General features: G+C 47.0%; 14 protein-coding genes. 10 read left to right on the forward strand and 4 right to left on the reverse strand.

From position 1 onward, the window contains the following. Window positions 1–39: 39 nt before the first annotated feature. From JWH17_RS10570 to JWH17_RS10590, 5 genes are all read left to right on the forward strand, one after another. The gene (locus tag JWH17_RS10570; protein ID WP_205222585.1) at window positions 40–1,224 is read left to right on the forward strand and encodes a S8 family peptidase; all 1,185 of its coding nucleotides are present in this window, start codon (window positions 40–42) and stop codon (window positions 1,222–1,224) included. Window positions 1,225–1,337: 113 nt separating this feature from the next. Then, window positions 1,338–1,736 carry a hypothetical protein gene (locus JWH17_RS10575; protein ID WP_205222586.1) on the forward strand — a complete coding sequence of 133 codons (399 nt, stop codon included), beginning with the start codon at window positions 1,338–1,340 and terminating at the stop codon, window positions 1,734–1,736. Between the two features lie 21 nt (window positions 1,737–1,757). Continuing rightward, on the forward strand, window positions 1,758–2,264 hold the full coding sequence (locus tag JWH17_RS10580; RefSeq protein WP_205222587.1) for a hypothetical protein: 507 nt from the start codon (window positions 1,758–1,760) through the stop codon (window positions 2,262–2,264). A 242-nt stretch (window positions 2,265–2,506) separates the two neighbouring features. Then, a complete protein-coding gene (locus JWH17_RS10585) occupies window positions 2,507–2,776 on the forward strand; it encodes a hypothetical protein (RefSeq protein ID WP_205222588.1) in 270 nt (89 codons plus the stop codon). Window positions 2,777–3,081: 305 nt separating this feature from the next. Further along, on the forward strand, window positions 3,082–3,759 hold the full coding sequence (locus JWH17_RS10590) for a lipid-binding SYLF domain-containing protein (RefSeq protein WP_232371030.1): 678 nt from the start codon (window positions 3,082–3,084) through the stop codon (window positions 3,757–3,759). 99 nt (window positions 3,760–3,858) lie between these two features. Here JWH17_RS10590 and JWH17_RS10595 read toward each other — a convergent pair whose 3' ends face one another. Genes JWH17_RS10595 through JWH17_RS10605 form a run of 3 tightly spaced genes read right to left on the reverse strand, consistent with a single transcriptional unit; the run spans window position 3,859 to window position 8,085 of the window. Continuing rightward, window positions 3,859–5,607: a dipeptidase gene (locus tag JWH17_RS10595; RefSeq protein ID WP_205222589.1), complete on the reverse strand. Its 1,749-nt coding sequence runs from the start codon at window positions 5,605–5,607 to the stop codon at window positions 3,859–3,861. Next, window positions 5,604–6,830 (reverse strand): L-serine ammonia-lyase, encoded by a 1,227-nt coding sequence (locus JWH17_RS10600; protein ID WP_205222590.1) that lies wholly within the window; start codon window positions 6,828–6,830, stop codon window positions 5,604–5,606. The genes JWH17_RS10595 and JWH17_RS10600 overlap by 4 nt, the downstream gene beginning before the upstream one ends. Window position 6,831: 1 nt before the next feature. Continuing rightward, window positions 6,832–8,085 carry an aromatic amino acid transport family protein gene (locus JWH17_RS10605; RefSeq protein ID WP_205222591.1) on the reverse strand — a complete coding sequence of 418 codons (1,254 nt, stop codon included), beginning with the start codon at window positions 8,083–8,085 and terminating at the stop codon, window positions 6,832–6,834. A gap of 828 nt (window positions 8,086–8,913) precedes the next feature. Here JWH17_RS10605 and JWH17_RS10610 point away from each other — a divergent pair. The 5 genes from JWH17_RS10610 to JWH17_RS10630 are packed head-to-tail and all read left to right on the forward strand — an operon-like array spanning window position 8,914 to window position 15,631. Next, window positions 8,914–9,849: an NADH-quinone oxidoreductase subunit B family protein gene (locus JWH17_RS10610; RefSeq protein ID WP_205222592.1), complete on the forward strand. Its 936-nt coding sequence runs from the start codon at window positions 8,914–8,916 to the stop codon at window positions 9,847–9,849. A 22-nt stretch (window positions 9,850–9,871) separates the two neighbouring features. Then, window positions 9,872–11,416, forward strand: coding sequence for a nickel-dependent hydrogenase large subunit (locus JWH17_RS10615; RefSeq protein ID WP_205222593.1), 1,545 nt, complete (start codon window positions 9,872–9,874; stop codon window positions 11,414–11,416). A gap of 3 nt (window positions 11,417–11,419) precedes the next feature. Continuing rightward, the gene (locus tag JWH17_RS10620; RefSeq protein ID WP_205222594.1) at window positions 11,420–11,866 is read left to right on the forward strand and encodes a hydrogenase maturation protease; all 447 of its coding nucleotides are present in this window, start codon (window positions 11,420–11,422) and stop codon (window positions 11,864–11,866) included. Beyond that, window positions 11,863–14,697 carry a PAS domain-containing hybrid sensor histidine kinase/response regulator gene (locus JWH17_RS10625; RefSeq protein WP_205222595.1) on the forward strand — a complete coding sequence of 945 codons (2,835 nt, stop codon included), beginning with the start codon at window positions 11,863–11,865 and terminating at the stop codon, window positions 14,695–14,697. The genes JWH17_RS10620 and JWH17_RS10625 overlap by 4 nt, the downstream gene beginning before the upstream one ends. 16 nt (window positions 14,698–14,713) lie before the next feature. Next, complete coding sequence (locus JWH17_RS10630; protein ID WP_205222596.1) at window positions 14,714–15,631, forward strand: diguanylate cyclase domain-containing protein; 918 nt, start codon at window positions 14,714–14,716, stop codon at window positions 15,629–15,631. A 26-nt stretch (window positions 15,632–15,657) separates the two neighbouring features. Here the strand turns inward: JWH17_RS10630 and JWH17_RS10635 are convergent, their stop codons facing one another. Beyond that, window positions 15,658–16,404: a creatininase family protein gene (locus JWH17_RS10635; protein WP_205222597.1), complete on the reverse strand. Its 747-nt coding sequence runs from the start codon at window positions 16,402–16,404 to the stop codon at window positions 15,658–15,660. Window positions 16,405–16,559 lie beyond the last annotated feature (155 nt).

The raw sequence follows: 16,559 nt of genomic DNA on the forward strand, positions 1-16,559 counted from the left end.
CTTTGAATACGAGCTTATATACTTCTTGGAGGTAGAGTTATGCCGCGTCAATATACTATTTTACGTGATATGAGCGGGACAAGTTTGGGAGCTCCATTTGAGATAGCCACTTCTACTCGGGGATTTGAGCCTCTGCAGGATTTTCATCCGGTTTTAGAAACCCAGGAGCTTCGATCCGCCGAAGTTGTCGATTTCGCCAATGACCCACAGGTGCATGCAATGGCACCGGTTATGCCTACCCGGCTGATTGCTCCGGTTGTGATGGTAGAGCCGCAAGAAGACAAACCCGCCTGGGGAATCAGTGCTGTAGGAGCCGATGGGTCTGCCTATACAGGAAAAGGTGTTCTTGTTTCTGTGTTGGATACTGGAATTGACAGCAATCATACTGCCTTTGCAGGCGTTAACTTGGTTGAAAAGGATTTCAGCGGTGACGGTAACGGCGATGTACAGGGCCATGGTACCCATTGTGCCGGTACCGTCTTTGGCCGAACCGTTGCAAATACAAGAATTGGGGTTGCTCCCGGCGTTGACCAGGCCCTGATCGGCAAGGTTTTGGGCAATGACGGACGCGGAGACTCGCAGATGCTTTTTCAAGGGATGCAATGGGCAGCAAATCATGGCGCATCCGTGATTTCCATGTCACTGGGTTTTGATTTTCCCGGATGGGTTGACGATATGGTGAACAATCAAGGTTTACCGGCTGATTTTGCGACGTCAAGGGCATTGGAAGGGTATCGGGCCAACTTGAGAATGTTTGACGCGGTAATGCTGATGATCAGACGCCAGGCTGCTTTTGGTGCTGGAACAATCGTAGTGGCAGCGGCAGGTAATGAGAGCAAACGCAATACAAATCCTGACTATAAGATCGGGGTTTCGATTCCTGCGGCAGCAGAAGGGGTCATGGCTGTGGGCGCTTTGGAACAAGGGAGCAATGGCTTGGGAGTTGCCTACTTTTCCAACACATTCCCACAGATTGCCGCACCTGGTGTAGGCATTGTGTCCGCTAAAACAGGAGGCGGTTTGACTCCTTTAAATGGAACCAGTATGGCATGTCCACATGTTGCCGGGCTAGCAGCTCTTTGGTGGGAGGCTATTCGCAGCCAACCGTTGCCGGCCAAGGCAAGTGTAATCACCAGCCGCCTTTTGGCAGCCGCAGTAACCGCTCCCCTTGCTTCCGGGGTGGATGTTGCCGACCGTGGTGTCGGGTTAGCGCAAGCTCCTTGAGGATGATGGGAACAAAAGATGCGGAGATGCTATTATTGAAGGCATCATCGAATTTTCACGCTATTCGACATACCCTCTGCCTGTGGTTACGTTTCGCCGTTTTTTAGCAGGTGATGGACTTTCGCAAGGCCATCATCGTTGAAAAGGAGATGAGCATGTTTGTTTTTAAACTAAGGAGACGCACATGTCGCTTGAGTTGGCTGATTATTATCTTGGTGGTCTTTTTGCATGTTGCTGTTGCAGCATTTGCTGCGGAGTTGCTACCGTTTCCCACACCTAACAGGGCAACCCAGTATCAACAGGTTGTTCCCCAATCAAGGGCGTCTCAAACAGAGCAGAAAATACGCCGGTTTAAAAGAGATATACGCACTTCTTCCTGCGCAGAGCTCAAGAGAATGCAGGCCACATTGCAAAGAGAGTATGAAACGGCAGGAACGACAGAGGATAAAAACTATTACAGCCGTTTTCTGAATGCATTAAATCAACAGATGAGATCCAGCCAGTGCCGGTGAGGGTGGATACGGGAGGCGTGTATGCGTATGCTGTTGGTCCTTACAATTATCAGTGTAACTGTTTGTGCCTGGTTGGGAATTTTGCCTTACACTGCCGTAAAGGCTTACGGAGAGGAAACGGTGCCCTCTAGTGACCAAGCCATCGAAGACATTATTTCGGGAGCACCTTCTCGGCAATTATCTGCACCTCTTCCGACCCAGGAGGAGTCTGCCCTTGACATTGCCTTTTATACCAAGGATGCCGAATTTCGAATGTTACAGGAAAAGCATCGGATATGGCTGCTGGGGGGTATCGTCGTCTCTACTCCGTTGATGTTGGCGCTGGTTTTATTCTGTCTAAAAAAAATACCCAACTGTTCCAGTGAGTCGCTGGTAAATGCGGTGGGACTTATCCTGGTAATCGAGGGAACCATTTTCATGGCTGTGTCGGCCCTGACAACAGAACAGTTGACTGCGCCCATCGGCCTGCTCGGTGCTGTTGCAGGCTATTTGTTTGGTTCGGCTAGACGAAGGTCGGAGCAGCCTTGATTGTTTGTAGGTTTGTTGCACGGAAACTGTTGGGTCGTGCTTCACTCATAGGCGGTCAGAGCATTTTGCACACCGAGGTTTCGAAGTCGGGGCTTATTTGCCAAATGGACCTGTTTAAGCTCTATAGAGCCCTGCAGAGCAGGTACAGTTTGTACAAACTGGTAAAAATCTTTGATTCGGCACAATAGGCAAAATAGTTACGTTGCAGGTTCATTTATTGACCTTATTCATGGGGAAGTGTGATGGACAAGATACTTATTGGCATTGTAAAAAATGGCGTTTTTGAACTTGTATATCCGGAAGGCCGTCCTTTTTCTTCTTTCCGGCTGACTTCAACCCGCATGCAGGACAGTGTCCCTCCGGAAAACGGAGAATTGAACCTGGTCGAGTACGAAGAAAATGCTATTGCCGTTTCCGGAAATGCCAACAGAGAGTGGATTTATTCGGCCAGTATTGTGGATACAGGTGACCCGATTGTTACAGCTCTTGTTCGTAAGGTGTTTGCCGCCTGACTGCTGTTTAGAATCCTTTAGGTATGTATGCCGCCTATCGTGGTACATGGTGATGCAGCATTTTTGACGGCGTACATCCAGAATGTTTTCTATTTTGGGGAAGAGAGGGACAGACATGGTGCAAAATAAAAAAAATGGAAGGCAACTTTGCTCTACTCCCGGCAGGCCGGCAGTAAGACTGTTTTTAACCTGTGAGCAATTGAAACTGCATTTGGCCGGTGTCTAGAAAAATGAACTAACAGCTGGTTACTCGGTGGATGTACCGGGCAAACCAGCGTGTACAAAACACCCATAAAAGGAGCAGAATGATGGAAATGTTAAGACGAGTAATCCTTACAGCCGTTGGTTTTCTTTTTTTATCGGCATGTTGCGCTTCTCCAATGCTTGCTGCCGATGATTTCAGTAAACCCGAAGAATTGGTAGCAAAGGCAACTGCTGTTTACAAGAGTTTTTTGGGTGACCCTAACATGGAATGGTTTAGAAAAAATGTCAAAAAGGCAAAAGGCGTCTTCATTGTGCCACAGATGCTTAAAGCCGGATTCTTCATCGGCGGTTCAGGAGGAAGCGGTGCGCTGCTCGCACAGGATTCGAAAACAGGCAAGTGGAGCTATCCCGCATTCTACACGATGGGATCGATCTCTTTTGGCCTGCAGGTTGGTGCAGATGCATCTGAAATTATACTGATGGTGATGAGCGATAAAGGGCTGCAAGCTATGTTGTCAACTGAATTCAAGCTTGGTGGGGACGCCACTGTCGCTGCCGGCCCGGTCGGGGCTACCAACAAGGCCCAAACAGCTGATATCCTCGCTTTTGGGCGATCAAAAGGTGCCTTTATCGGGCTGAGTGTCGAAGGCGCGGTAATCGCTCCAAGAGAGAAATGGAATACAGAGTATTACGGCAAGCCGGTGCGTCCTGTGGATATACTTGTCCAGCAGAATGTAGAAAATTCGGGAGCAGACTCGTTACGTCAGGCACTTCCATAGAAAAGGAAATAAGTTTTTTACCTCCTTCAGCAGTGCGTTTTTGTCGTACTGCTGAAGGGGCCGTACTATCCACTTTATGAATTTTTAGTTCTCGCTCACTTATTTTGCCTCAGGTTGCTCATAGGTCGTCGGACCATTTACCCAGGACGTGGTTTTTAGCCATTCCTGCGGATAACCAACCTTATGATTTAATTCTCCAGGATAATTCATCCCGCCATCAGCATATTTTACGATGAGCATATCAGCAAAATTCTGCCAGGTCTCAAAGACATTTTGCGCAGTATTGACACTGAACTCAGTAAGATAGGCAGTGGCAGCCGCTGGGTTTTGTTTAAACAGGGAAAGAGCCTCTTTGTCTGCTTGAGCGACTGCTTGAAAATGTTCTTTTTCTAGCGGATCACGCACATCAACGATGTCCTGGTGTACACCCGAATAATTAATGGCAGCCCAATTCTCGACAAAGTTAAACGCCCAGAAGGCAGAATCTCTGGTGTAGTATCTTGGGTCAGCTGTGGAATACGGTTCTGCAACTTTTGTCGTTCCCACGTAGAGAGGCGTATAGGCTGTTTCCGAAGGTTTTGACAGCCCAAACCAGAGCAGCCCGCCAATGGCATCCGGCAACCATGATCGGCCTTCACAGATAAAGGAATAGGTGCAGTAATAGACAGATAATGGCCGTTGCCATGCCCCGTCATGGTGTGCTTTCGGATCTGCCACGTCGCCTGCTGATTCATAGGGGCCAAGATAGCGGTATGGTACTCCGAAAGGACCGGCAGCAACGCCTTTGGTCATATCGAACTCTGTTCCTTCATAATGGTCGCGAAGCAGGTGCAGTACTTCGTGGCGGGTTACTTTGTGATCCGGGGTGATGGTTAATGGGTAGTCTCTTGTATATCCATCTTTAACCCATGGGCTGAGATGTAACGAGGGCGCAAGCTTGTCCATTACACGCCATACCCTGCGTAAAGAGTAGTATGGGTGATTGTATTCGCCAAGGCTCACTGCGCGGAGCCAGTCCAATTGGCCATCTTCCGGTTTCCACCAGCCTTTAGCTTGGGCGACCTTATGCAGATTGGGACTAAATAATTGATCAGGATTATTGGGGTCAACCTCACGGATGCGTAGTTCATTCGCACTCACCACCATTTCGCCATCAGGTATTCTTTGCGCTACCCACAACCCGCCAAAGCTGTCGTCGCCGGGAACCATTTCAATCAACCACCCCTCTTTGGGATCAGCAACAGGCAATGTTTCACCAGTTCCATGAAAACCATAGGTGTCGATTAAGTGCCCTATCAGTTCAACTGCTTCACGGGCAGTTTTGCATCTCTCTAAAGCTACACGAGCGAGTTCGGCACTGTAAAAGAGGTGCTTGGGAGAGGGCTTTACATTTCCCATTTTGGTACCATTGGTACACTCACCAAACATCAGCTGATGTTCGTTCATGATACCGTAGTTGCCGTCAAAATAGGCGTATGTGTGTGCAACCTGGGGGATAAAGCCGACAGGCTTTGATTGTGGGACGCGTGTGTTGACGTATCCAGGCCCGCGGTCACTGCCGGTATAGCGACGATAGACAAAGCTGCCGTATTCAGGTAATTCCCCTATGGATGTTGCGTCAAAGTAAACCGGGCGGGTGGAGCCTGGCTGATGGTCTGCAGCCGGGACGTAAACAAGGCGGGGATCGTTAAGGTGACCATCATCACTATGGCCGACATACATGGCCCCGCTTTCTGTGGCTCCAGGGGTAATAATAAAGGTGGTACAAGCCAATGCCTGAGAAGTAAAGAGTAGACCAGTGACCAGGGTTGTGGCGATGTGCCATTTTTTCACACTGTTTTTCTTCATACAGATTCCTTATTATTATTATTATTTTCAAAAAAGGCTGTTGCCAGTCCACCTAAAGAAGTCTCACGATACAGGGAGAGTATATCGTGGCCTGTCTTACGCATGGTTTCCACAACCTTGTCAAAACTGATTAAATGCCGTCCATCTGTGAGCAGCGCATATTCGGCGCAGGCCATGGCCCTCACCGCAGCAAAGGCATTACGCTCGATACATGGGACTTGCACGAGCCCCAGCACGGGATCACACGTTAAACCCAGATGATGCTCCAATGCCATCTCGGCCGCATATTCAATCTGATGTGATGAGCCCCCCATGAGTTGTGCCGCCGCACCGGCAGCCATTGCACAGGCCACTCCAACCTCTCCTTGGCAACCTACCTCTGCACCGGAAATGGAACCATTTTCCTTTACCAGGTTGCCGATCAGGCCGGCTGTTGCCAGAGCGTTAATAATTGATCTGTCACTATGTCTTTTTTCATAGGAAGAGTAATACAGTACACTTGGTACGATACCCGATGATCCGCAGGTAGGTGCGGTCACCACATACCCTCCGTCGGCATTTTCTTCAGCAACAGCCAAGGCATATCCGGAGAGTAAGCCTGTGCGAGCTTCACTTTCTTTGAGCCTTCTTGCCTTTACCATGACATCCCGAGCCTTTCTGGGCAGGTGAAGTCCACCATGGAGAACACCATCTTTATTTAACCCTCTATCTATGGAAATTTTCATTTTTTCCCATATGTCAGCCAGGTAGGTGTTGATAAAGTCAGGTTCTTCTGAGTCTTCCACCAGCTGCCAAAGAGGCCTGCCGGAATCGATTGCCCATTGCAGTACATCCTGCATGGAGGATTGAGTATACATTTGAGGGTGCTCACTTTCACTGCCTTCTTGTTCACGCAGTTCACCGCCGCCGATGGAAAAAGTCGTCCATTCCTGGGAGCATTGGCCGGCACTATCCAGTGCCTCGAATTTCATTCCATTTGGATGAAAGCTTAATGGCTCGTTGTGCCAGATGATCTCACACGGTGCCGGGGAGAGCCCCTGCATAACGGCCTGATCCGTTAAGTGCCCTTTCCCTGTCAGGCTTAAGCTGCCGTAGAGGGTGACTCGGTAAGCGGCAGCATCAGGTGTTCTCAATTTAAAGATATCAGCAGCATTTCGTGGGCCGATGGTATGGCTTGAAGAAGGTCCCATGCCGTAACGATATAAATATCGGAGCGATTGCATATTAGTTCCTTGGTTGAGGTGGGGTGGTGTCGAAATCTACCTGGTGGTATTCCACATGTGGCTGCAGCTGCAGCATGCCTACTTCCTGCATCACTTCAACCACCAGTACTGATCCTGCAAAAAGCAGGGTCACTGCAGCTGCAATTTTTATCCCCTTGCCAAGTGATTTGTTCATAAGCGTAATGCCCGCTGGAAGGATGCCGAAAAGAGTTATAATCCCAATGCCTCCAACCACATTCAATGCTTTAAGGAAAATGTCAGGATAAAAAATGGCGGTGAATAATGGTGGGGCAAAGGTAAGAAAAACAACAAGCGGGCGCGGCGTCGGTAATTTGGAACCAAGAAGCAGGTCTTTGATAAAATTCATCAATCCCACACCATTGGCAAGAAAGGATGTGCAAATGGCCACTATGGCAAACAGGGAGGCAACAAGTGTAAAGACCACCGAGTTCAACTGAATACCCATGGGGACGGTTGCAGGTATATTGGAATGATATGATTGTAAAATTGAATTTTCACCGGTGAGAGGTAACACCCCAATCCCCACAGCTACCCATGTCATGTTCATGACAAATGCCAGCAGCATGCCAAGCATAACAGAGCGCTTAAAAGCGGCCACATCATACTGGAGCTCAGCTACCACCACCGGGATAATATTGTGAAAATGAAAAGCGGTAACAATGATGGGTAAAGTAGCGGGCAGGAAGTCCCAGTCCTGGTAGCTCAATTTAACAGGTTTGACATGACTGCTGCCGATAAACGTTAGGATCGCAAAAGCAGCAGCAAGAAAAATAATGAATACTGTGTTGAGTTTTTGAATAAATTTTAAATTGATACAGGTTATGACAATCAAAAATCCCGCAAAGCATAAAAAGAGCGGCAGGTTCTCGTCATTGATTCCTGCCATTGAGCTAAGAACCTTAGCGCCTCCTGTAAAGTACGCTGTTAACAGTCCGTACAGGATGACAATATTTGCGGCAACAGCAACCCATTTGCCAATGTTGCCGAAATATTTTTGGTAAAGAGAGGGGTAATCAAAAGATGCCTGTTCCCGGTTAAGCTGCACTTGATTGCCAAGGATTAGAGCGGTGAAGAACATCATTGCGCCGCCTGCAACCATGGCAATCAAAGAAGGGAAAAATCCGGCTAGACCGGTATTAATAGGTAGCCCTAGAATACCGGCGCCAATAAGGTTACCTGTGATCATGCATGCTGTTATCAATACAATTTGCCAGTTTGTTTTGCTTTTGCTCATGCTCCCTCTTGAAAATGAAAAAACAAAAGTTGTGGTCTCACCTCTATAAGAAAAGGCGGTCGATTTGCTGCAGGCGCAACCTGTTGCCGGCAATAGGACGTATTTTGTCGGCGAGCAAAAGCACTTACTCGAGTATTGTATATGTGCTCGAGTTAATTGGTCAAATTTGTTTGGGGATTATTTTATTTTTTTTAGGGAAAATCAATAACGACAGAAAAGACTGTGGACTAACAGCGAAAGGCCGAAGCGAGAGGAAAAGATACTTTTTTTAAGAAAAGTGAGTTGGCTGTTACACACGGGCAGGCAACACTCTTCAATTATGTGTATTTAACCCGAATTTTCCATGAGGGTTTTATGAAAAAACGAGTGATTTCAAGTTTGTTCAAACTCTGTTACGCATGGTCGTGTGAGAAAACATGAGTTTGAACCGTGATAATTAGCAGGAAACTTTAGTTTTCTTAATTTGTTGGAGAAAATTATAATTATAATGAAATATTTTGAGCTCTTACAAGGCTAGTGTCAAGTGAAAAATAAATGGAAATATAATAAAATCTAATGGGTGGAAGAGCTCCAGCCCTGTGGTTATTCTGTTGACTCATGTCTCCTCAGGTCATAGACTTCAATATGAGCCGATTTCTGCTATTTGTCGTCCGTGAAAGTAGCTCGTCGGCAGGCTCTTAAGGGTTATATGGTTTGCAGGTAAATGTTTTTTTTGATTGGGTCTCGTCTCTTGGTTACTTCAACCAACGCCTCACTGATTATGCGTAATAGTCATGCTCTTCGTTGATTGATCGAGAGAAGATTTCAAGCTTGGAGGGGGAAAGTTTTGTGAAGACCGCATATTGGTTACAAGGAGGGGGGTGTGGAGGAGACACCTTTTCCTTTTTAAGTAGTGAATTCCCAAACGTTGTAGAATTATTGCATTCATTGAACATTAAATTACTCTGGCACCCTTCATTTTCTCATGTATCACCAACTGAGCATGATCAATTATTTACACGGATTTTGACAGGTGAGCAGCCTTTGGATATTCTGTTGGTGGAAGGTTCAATTATCTGTGGACCGGCAGGAACGGGAATGTTCCATACCAAAAACGGTCAACCCAAAAAAGAAATTGTCTTCAGCCTCGCATCAATGGCTCAAAATGTTCTGGCTGTTGGTACATGTGCCTCATTTGGAGGATTCGGATCAGATACCGTCATCGAGGCCAAGGGGTTACAGTTTACTAAACGGGAAAAGGGGGGATTTCTTGGTGTTGACTTTACCGCTCAATCGGGTCAACAGGTTATTAACCTTGCAGGCTGTCCCTGCCATCATGACGTAATTACCGGAGCCATTGCATCGGTTGCTAATGGTATTCAGCTGGAACTTGATAAATATCAGCGTCCGCTTGAATGGTACGGTACAACTGTGCACCAGGGCTGTACCCGTAATGAGTATCATGAATACAGGGTCGAAGAATCTGATTTTGGAGAGATGGGCTGTCTGTTCTTTCATATGGGTTGCGCTGGGCCGCTGGTGCCCGGCCCTTGTAATAAATTACTCTGGAACCAACAATCCTCAAAACCCAGGGCAGGGGTTCCTTGTTTCGGCTGTACGGATCCTGAATTCCCTAAAGCTTCACCTTTCTTCGAAACTCCCAATATTGAAGGCATTCCACTCTCGCTTCCCATGGGAGTAAACCGCGCTCATTACATGGTGTATAAAGGTATGGCCGCTGCTGCAGCACCTGAGCACCTTCAGAAAAGAACCTCGAAAGTATAACTTGATCAAGGCAGAGGAAGGTATGACAAAGATATCAAAGAGAATCAATCTGCCCATCAACAGAGCGGAAGGTGATCTCGAAATTCAGGTAGAGATCAAAGATGACACGATCGTTGACGCCTGGAGTGCAGGAACCATGTATCGTGGATTCGAAGCAATGATGATTGGAAGGGGAGCACGTGATGGCTTAGTGGTCACTCCCCGCGTCTGCGGCATCTGCAGCCTCACTCATCTTACCGCAGCGGTTGAGGCTCTGGATGAAATTACCGGGATTGCACCTCCTGACAATGCTCGACGTCTTCGTAATCTTGCTTTGATGGTTGAATCCATCCAAAGCGATATTCGACAGGCTGTGCTGATGTTCATGGCAGATTTTGCTAATCATGATGCCTACCAACACCATCCATTAGGTGATGATGCACGTCGCAGATATAATCCATTGGAGGGTGAAAGTGCCATTCAAGTCATCCGGGAAACCAAACGATTACTGCAAATAGTCGCCATTATCGGTGGACAGTGGCCGCATACCTCGTTCATGGTACCCGGTGGAGTTACCTCGATCCCTGAAATTGCCAAGATTCAGCAATGTAAATTAATTTTCGAGCGATTTTGTCAATGGTACGAACGGAGTATTCTCGGTTGCAGTGTTGAACGCTGGAATCGAATCAAAAGCATCAACGACCTTGAGGCCTGGCTTGATGAAAGTTCGTCGCATCGAGAAAGTGAAGTTGGCTTTTTTATGTGTTTTTCTCGACAGGTAGGTCTTGATGCACTTGGGAAAGGTCCCTGTCGATTTCTTTCCTACGGCAACTATACCCTTCCTGATGAAACAACAGTAAAAGGAGTTGGAGGCAGACTGTTTCGAGCAGGTTTTTCCACCGGTGTTGAAGTGGAACCGTTTGATTCCTCAATAATTACGGAAGATACCTCTCATGCATGGTTTGAAAAAACAGACAAGGCATTGCACCCTTTTGCAGGTGAGACAAAGCCATACGCCTCTGGCCATAGCGGCCGGCAGTATTCATGGATCAAGGCTCCCCGGTATGGAGGCCAGACCGTAGAAACAGGGCCCTTGGCAGAGATGATTATCAACGGGCACCCCCTTTTTCAGGAGATGGTCAAAGATAAAGGCCCCTCTGTCTTTGCCCGAGAACTTGCACGTCTTGTTCGTCCTGTTTCACTTCTTGGAGCTATGCGTATATGGCTGGAAGAGCTTTTGGAAAAGAGAAATGAGACCTTTTATTTTCCGGTTGGAACCATTCCGGACGGTGAAGGTGCCGGGTTGATACAGGCAGCCCGAGGTGCTCTCGGCCACTGGGTAAAGGTAAAGAACAATAAAATTGCCCATTATCAAATTATTACCCCAACTGCCTGGAACGGCTCTCCGCGCGATAGTTTTGGGGTACGTGGGGCGTGGGAAGAGGCTCTGGTCGGGACGACGATTAAAGACATACACAATCCTGTTGAAGCTGGTCATGTGGTCCGATCTTTTGACCCATGCCTTGTTTGTGCCGTCCACTGTATTCAAAAAGGTAGAAAAAAAGGATTTCTTACGGTTGGTGTGTAGGTTGTGAAGCGCTGTATAATTTGTATCGGCAACCGGTTCATAGCTGATGATTCTGCAGGTCTCGCTGTTTATGATAAACTATGTGAGATGCAACCGTTTGGAGCCGAAATTGATCTCGTTGAAGGGGGGGTATCCGGTCTTAATCTTTTATCTTTTTTAGAAAATGGGGGACGGGTTGTTTTTGTCGATGCGGTCCGGCGAATGGCCGACCCTGGTGAGGTGGTAGTACTGTCAGCAAAGGATATCGTTTCCACGCTTTCGCAAGACCATTTCGGGCATGAGGCGGGGGTACCTTATTTATTATCAGTACTTCCCAAGGTCTGCGAGGGAGAATTACCAGAAGAAATACTGCTTGTCGGCATTGAAGGTGGGTATACCTTACAAACGATCGAGACTGCAGCTGATTTGAGCCTTACTCTAGCGCTCAAAGGCATGAAGGACTTGGCATGACGGGAAAAAGTAAAAAAGAACTGCAGATGGAAATCGACATGCTGCGGAGTGAACTTAAAGTAGCGAGGGAAGCCGCTGAAATAACCTCTGAATTTGTTGTTAAACAATTTGAGCAAACCGAACGTATGTTGCATCGTGCGCAAATGGCGGATGCCGAACGGCAGGCCGTACTTGATGCTGCGACCCAACTCTCCATCATCGCCACTAACCTTGATGGAACCATTCAGCTGTTTAGTAAAGGCGCCGCAACGCTTTTGGGATACCATCCTGATGAAATGGTCGGTAAGCATAATATTCTTTCCCTTCATCTTTCCGAAGAACTTGATCATTACGGCAAAGAGATGAGTGCTCTCCCCGAATCGGACCTTCATAACATGAAGGTCTTTGATCAGTTCGTTAAGCAAAAGCATAGTAGGGCACGTGAATGGATTTACGTGTGCAAAGACGGCAACCATCTACCTGTAAGTCTTTCAATCACCAGTCTTTCCGATCCGGGGGGAGGAAGCAAAGTCGGTTATCTGTTTACAGCCATGGATATGACTCTGCAAAAACAGATGGAAAGAGAGTTAATACACTCAAAGGAGCTGGCTGAATCAGCCAATACATCGAAAGGTGATTTTTTGGCGCGAATGAGCCATGAAATTCGGACTCCAATGAATGGTATCATCGGTATGACCTCTTTATTGCAGAAGACACCATTGATTCCGAAACAATCTGACTATGTCGATAAAGTACTGCTTTCCGCAAACACGCTGCTCAATCTTATAAATGACATCCTTGATTTTTCTAAGATCGATGCCGGCAAGCTCCATCTTGAAGAGGTTCCCTTTAGCTTGGAAGATGTTCTTGGTAACATCGCAAATGTGGTCGGCATGCAGGCTGAGGAAAAAGGGCTTGAATTCCTCTTTCACGTGGATCCCCAAATAAATTACTGCCTTATAGGCGACCCTTTACGATTGGGCCAGGTATTGATGAACCTGGCAGGCAATGCCGTAAAATTTACAGAACAAGGAGAAATCGTAATCTCCGTTCTGTTGGAGGACCTTCAAAAGGATGAATTGACACTTCAATTTTCTGTTCGTGATACAGGTATCGGTTTGCAAAAGGACCAAGTTTCCGGGCTTTTTTCTGCGTTCAGCCAGGCTGATGATTCGATTACCAGGAAATACGGCGGCACTGGGCTTGGCCTTGCCATCTGTAAACAACTGGCAGAGATGATGGGAGGACGGATATGGGCGGTAAGCGAACCTGGACAAGGCTCGGATTTCTTTTTTACAACCAAGCTTCGTATCTCTGCCAAGAAGAAAAACCAACGTTCGAGAAGAGGGAAACTGCCTGAAGGGCTGCGGGCTCTTGTAGTCGATGACAATAAGACGGCACGAGATGTTCTCGTCTCTATACTCACCTCACTAAGCATAACCGTTGACACCGCTGTTGATGGCCAATCGGCAATAAAACTTCTTAATGAGGCCATGGAACAAGGAGTGGCGTACGATGTGGTTCTACTTGACTGGATAATGCCGGGGATAGACGGCATCGAAACGGCAAGAAGAATTAAATCCCATACATCCCATGCGAAAATTCCTGCAATGTTGATGGTGACGGCCAATGGCAGGGAAGAGGCGTATGCAGAGGCCGCTAACGTTGGCATGGATGCGTTCTTGTTAAAGCCCGTATATGCCTCCGTCATCTATGACACATTACTCGAAAATCTCGGTATTGGAACTATTTCAGGGACGAGGAGGATCAAGGATACAAAACAGGATATAGATTTAGAGAAAATTCAGGGAGCACGCATTCTGCTTGTTGACGATAATAGTATTAATCGTCAGGTTGCGACGGAATTACTCGAAGATGTGGGGATAACGGTTAAAACCGCAGCAAATGGGAAAGAATGCCTTGCTGCTCTTAGTCGCGAACAATTTGACCTTGTGTTAATGGATATTCAGATGCCGGATATGGATGGTCTTGAAGCAACCAGAAGGATTCGTCAGGAGAGTCGATACATGGACTTGCCGATTATTGCCATGACTGCTCACGCCATGTCCGGTGATCGCGAAAAAAGTATCGCCGCCGGGATGAATGAACATATAACCAAGCCTATTGATCCGGATATACTGTATCGGGCACTGCGGCAATGGATACCTGCAAAACAACTCGATCAGCAGGATAGCCGGATTATTGTTCCTCTTGCTCCTGCCGAAGAGAATCACCTTGATGCGCTACCTATCATGCCTGGTATTAATCAGGAACAAGCATTGAAGGTGTTAAACGGTAAGTACCAGCTGTTTCTTACTATGCTTTATGACTTCCAGAAAAGCTACAGTACCCTGCCTACTCTCCTGCGAGAGTTTTCCAGAACCAACCGATGGGATCGTATACAAGAGTATGCACACACTGTTAAAGGGGTGTCTGGATATATTGGAGCTGCCTCATTATTGAAAAAAGCTGAGGCCGTGGAACATGCCTTGAAAAAAGGGCAAAGTGAAGAGGCAACGGTTCTGCTTATACCTTTTATCGACGAGGCAGATAGAGTTCTTTCCTCTCTCTGCCTTCTTCCAGCAAAGGAAGAAGGCGTTGTTACGCAACCTGATAAGGTTGTCCCCGTTGAGCAGGCCGATATTCAGCAAAAGGGAAAACTCTTACAACAACTCATCATTCACCTGCAACAAGGTGAGGTGGCGGCTGAAGAACAATTTGGGGAAATTAAAAAAGGATTGTCCGGTCGTGGGATGGATAAACAGCTACAAGCTCTCGCTCAACTGATTGAGGACATTGAATATGAGCAAGCCGCTGAATCGGCAAGAGAGCTCTTAACGCTAATTCAGTAAAAGAGTCGTAACGATTATGGCGCAAGGTGATAAAAAAGAACGTATTCTGATTGTCGATGATGAAAAAATGAACCTGAAAGTGCTGGCTGATCTGCTTAAGGAAGATTATTCCCTTGTACTCGCCAGAAGTGGTTCTCAGGCATTGAAACATGCACTAAGTGACAGTCCACCTGACTTAATTTTACTCGATGTCGTTATGCCTGAAATGGGAGGCTACGAGGTCATCAAAAATCTGAAAAACAACGACCGTACGAAAAAAATCCCTGTTATCTTCGTCACTTCTCTTAATTCAATAGAAGATGAAGAACAAGGGCTCAGGCTTGGGGCTGTAGACTATATCGCAAAACCCTTTTCTCCACCGATCGTGAAAATGCGTGTTCGAAATCATTTACGTATTGTTCATCAATATAATTTGTTGGATCAACTGGCTTATCTCGACGGCCTAACGGAAATCCCCAATCGCCGTCGATTTGGAATAGTTTTCGATAATGAATGGTCACGTGCAATTCGTAATAAAACGCCTCTTTCCCTGGCCATGTTGGATGTGGATTATTTTAAACAGTATAATGATAACTATGGACATGCAATGGGAGACATTGCTTTGCAAGATATAGCAAAATCTTTGCAAACATCCCTTTTGCGTCCTGCTGATTTTATTGCTAGATACGGTGGCGAAGAGTTTGTAATGATACTCCCAGAGACAGATCTTGACAGCGCAAAGGTCGTTGCTGAGCGATGCCTCTACCAGGTCACAGCTCTTAAAATTCCCCATGAGTACTCCCCTGTGGCCGATTATTTATCCATTAGTATAGGGGTGGTCACGATAAATAAACATGATGATCTCTTTCGGAATGACCTCCTGTCGATAGCAGATAAGTATCTCTATACAGCAAAACAGAATGGCAGGAATCGTGTCTACGCCAGTTCCAACTGAAAGAAAAGAATTATGCTCGATAAGTATCAGCGCTGTTCAACAAGTCCCATTTCCATGTAATGGGACAACTTTTTGCAAAGATCATCCACTGCGGCGCTTAGAATAGCTGCTCCTGTTTCCCGGTCAGCCAGCCAGGGGGCAGAGTCCATCCGTCCATCCGGGTAGGTCGTTTTCATCTCTGCTGCAGTCATGGGCCAGTATGTGTCCTGTACATCTACTTTTCCAGGGCTGGTTTCTTTATGGGTAAATGCTTCAGGCCGCATATGCATGGTTAACGAAATCTCAGAAGGGGTTGCGTGCCTCCCTTCCTTGTGATCAAAGCATTTGCTGTTAAACCGTTTCACTCCTGTGCACTCGTACCAGGAAAAGATTTCCAATATGCCCGGAATATTCTCCATTTTACTTTGCTGAAAAGCTGTTCGCAGGGCATGCCGATTCCCACCGTGGCCATTGATAAAAAAAATGCGCCTGAATCCGTGGCCGGCAAACGAGCGAATAAGGTCGCAACAGACGGCAATCATGGTATTTGGACTGAAGGTGGCGCTTCCTGCAAATTGCATATGGTGGGGCGAAATACCGTAGTTCACGGTTGGCGCCACCATAATGCCTAACTTTTCGCCTGCAGATCTGGCCACTGCCTCAGCGGCAATAAAATCAGTCCCTATCAAGCCGTAGGGGCTGTGTTGCTCAACCGCACCGATGGGAATGAGCAGGGTGTCGTTTTTTTGCAGGTACGCCTCAACTTCAGGAAAAGAGCATTCTTCAAGCAGCACTTGTCGCCTCCATTATGGGGATTGTATTGTGGGGTGGGAACGTTGATGAGCTGTCCCCTGAATTCCCCCTGATCAACCTATAACAGGTAACCTCACCTTCATCTCAAGCTGTAACTGTTATGCAGTGCTCCCTTTTCCTGCTTGAGCATCCGCAG

It is taken from the genome of Desulfogranum marinum (assembly GCF_016918565.1).
GTDB lineage: Bacteria > Desulfobacterota > Desulfobulbia > Desulfobulbales > Desulfobulbaceae > Desulfogranum > Desulfogranum marinum.

Coding starts and splice junctions, on each gene's coding strand:
- JWH17_RS10570 (WP_205222585.1), top strand. CDS start 40: ATGCCGCGTCAATATACTATTTTACGTGATATGAGCGGGACAAGTTTG.
- JWH17_RS10575 (WP_205222586.1), top strand. CDS start 1,338: ATGGACTTTCGCAAGGCCATCATCGTTGAAAAGGAGATGAGCATGTTT.
- JWH17_RS10580 (WP_205222587.1), top strand. CDS start 1,758: ATGCGTATGCTGTTGGTCCTTACAATTATCAGTGTAACTGTTTGTGCC.
- JWH17_RS10585 (WP_205222588.1), top strand. CDS start 2,507: ATGGACAAGATACTTATTGGCATTGTAAAAAATGGCGTTTTTGAACTT.
- JWH17_RS10590 (WP_232371030.1), top strand. CDS start 3,082: ATGATGGAAATGTTAAGACGAGTAATCCTTACAGCCGTTGGTTTTCTT.
- JWH17_RS10595 (WP_205222589.1), bottom strand. CDS start 5,607: ATGAAGAAAAACAGTGTGAAAAAATGGCACATCGCCACAACCCTGGTC.
- JWH17_RS10600 (WP_205222590.1), bottom strand. CDS start 6,830: ATGCAATCGCTCCGATATTTATATCGTTACGGCATGGGACCTTCTTCA.
- JWH17_RS10605 (WP_205222591.1), bottom strand. CDS start 8,085: ATGAGCAAAAGCAAAACAAACTGGCAAATTGTATTGATAACAGCATGC.
- JWH17_RS10615 (WP_205222593.1), top strand. CDS start 9,872: ATGACAAAGATATCAAAGAGAATCAATCTGCCCATCAACAGAGCGGAA.
- JWH17_RS10625 (WP_205222595.1), top strand. CDS start 11,863: ATGACGGGAAAAAGTAAAAAAGAACTGCAGATGGAAATCGACATGCTG.
- JWH17_RS10630 (WP_205222596.1), top strand. CDS start 14,714: ATGGCGCAAGGTGATAAAAAAGAACGTATTCTGATTGTCGATGATGAA.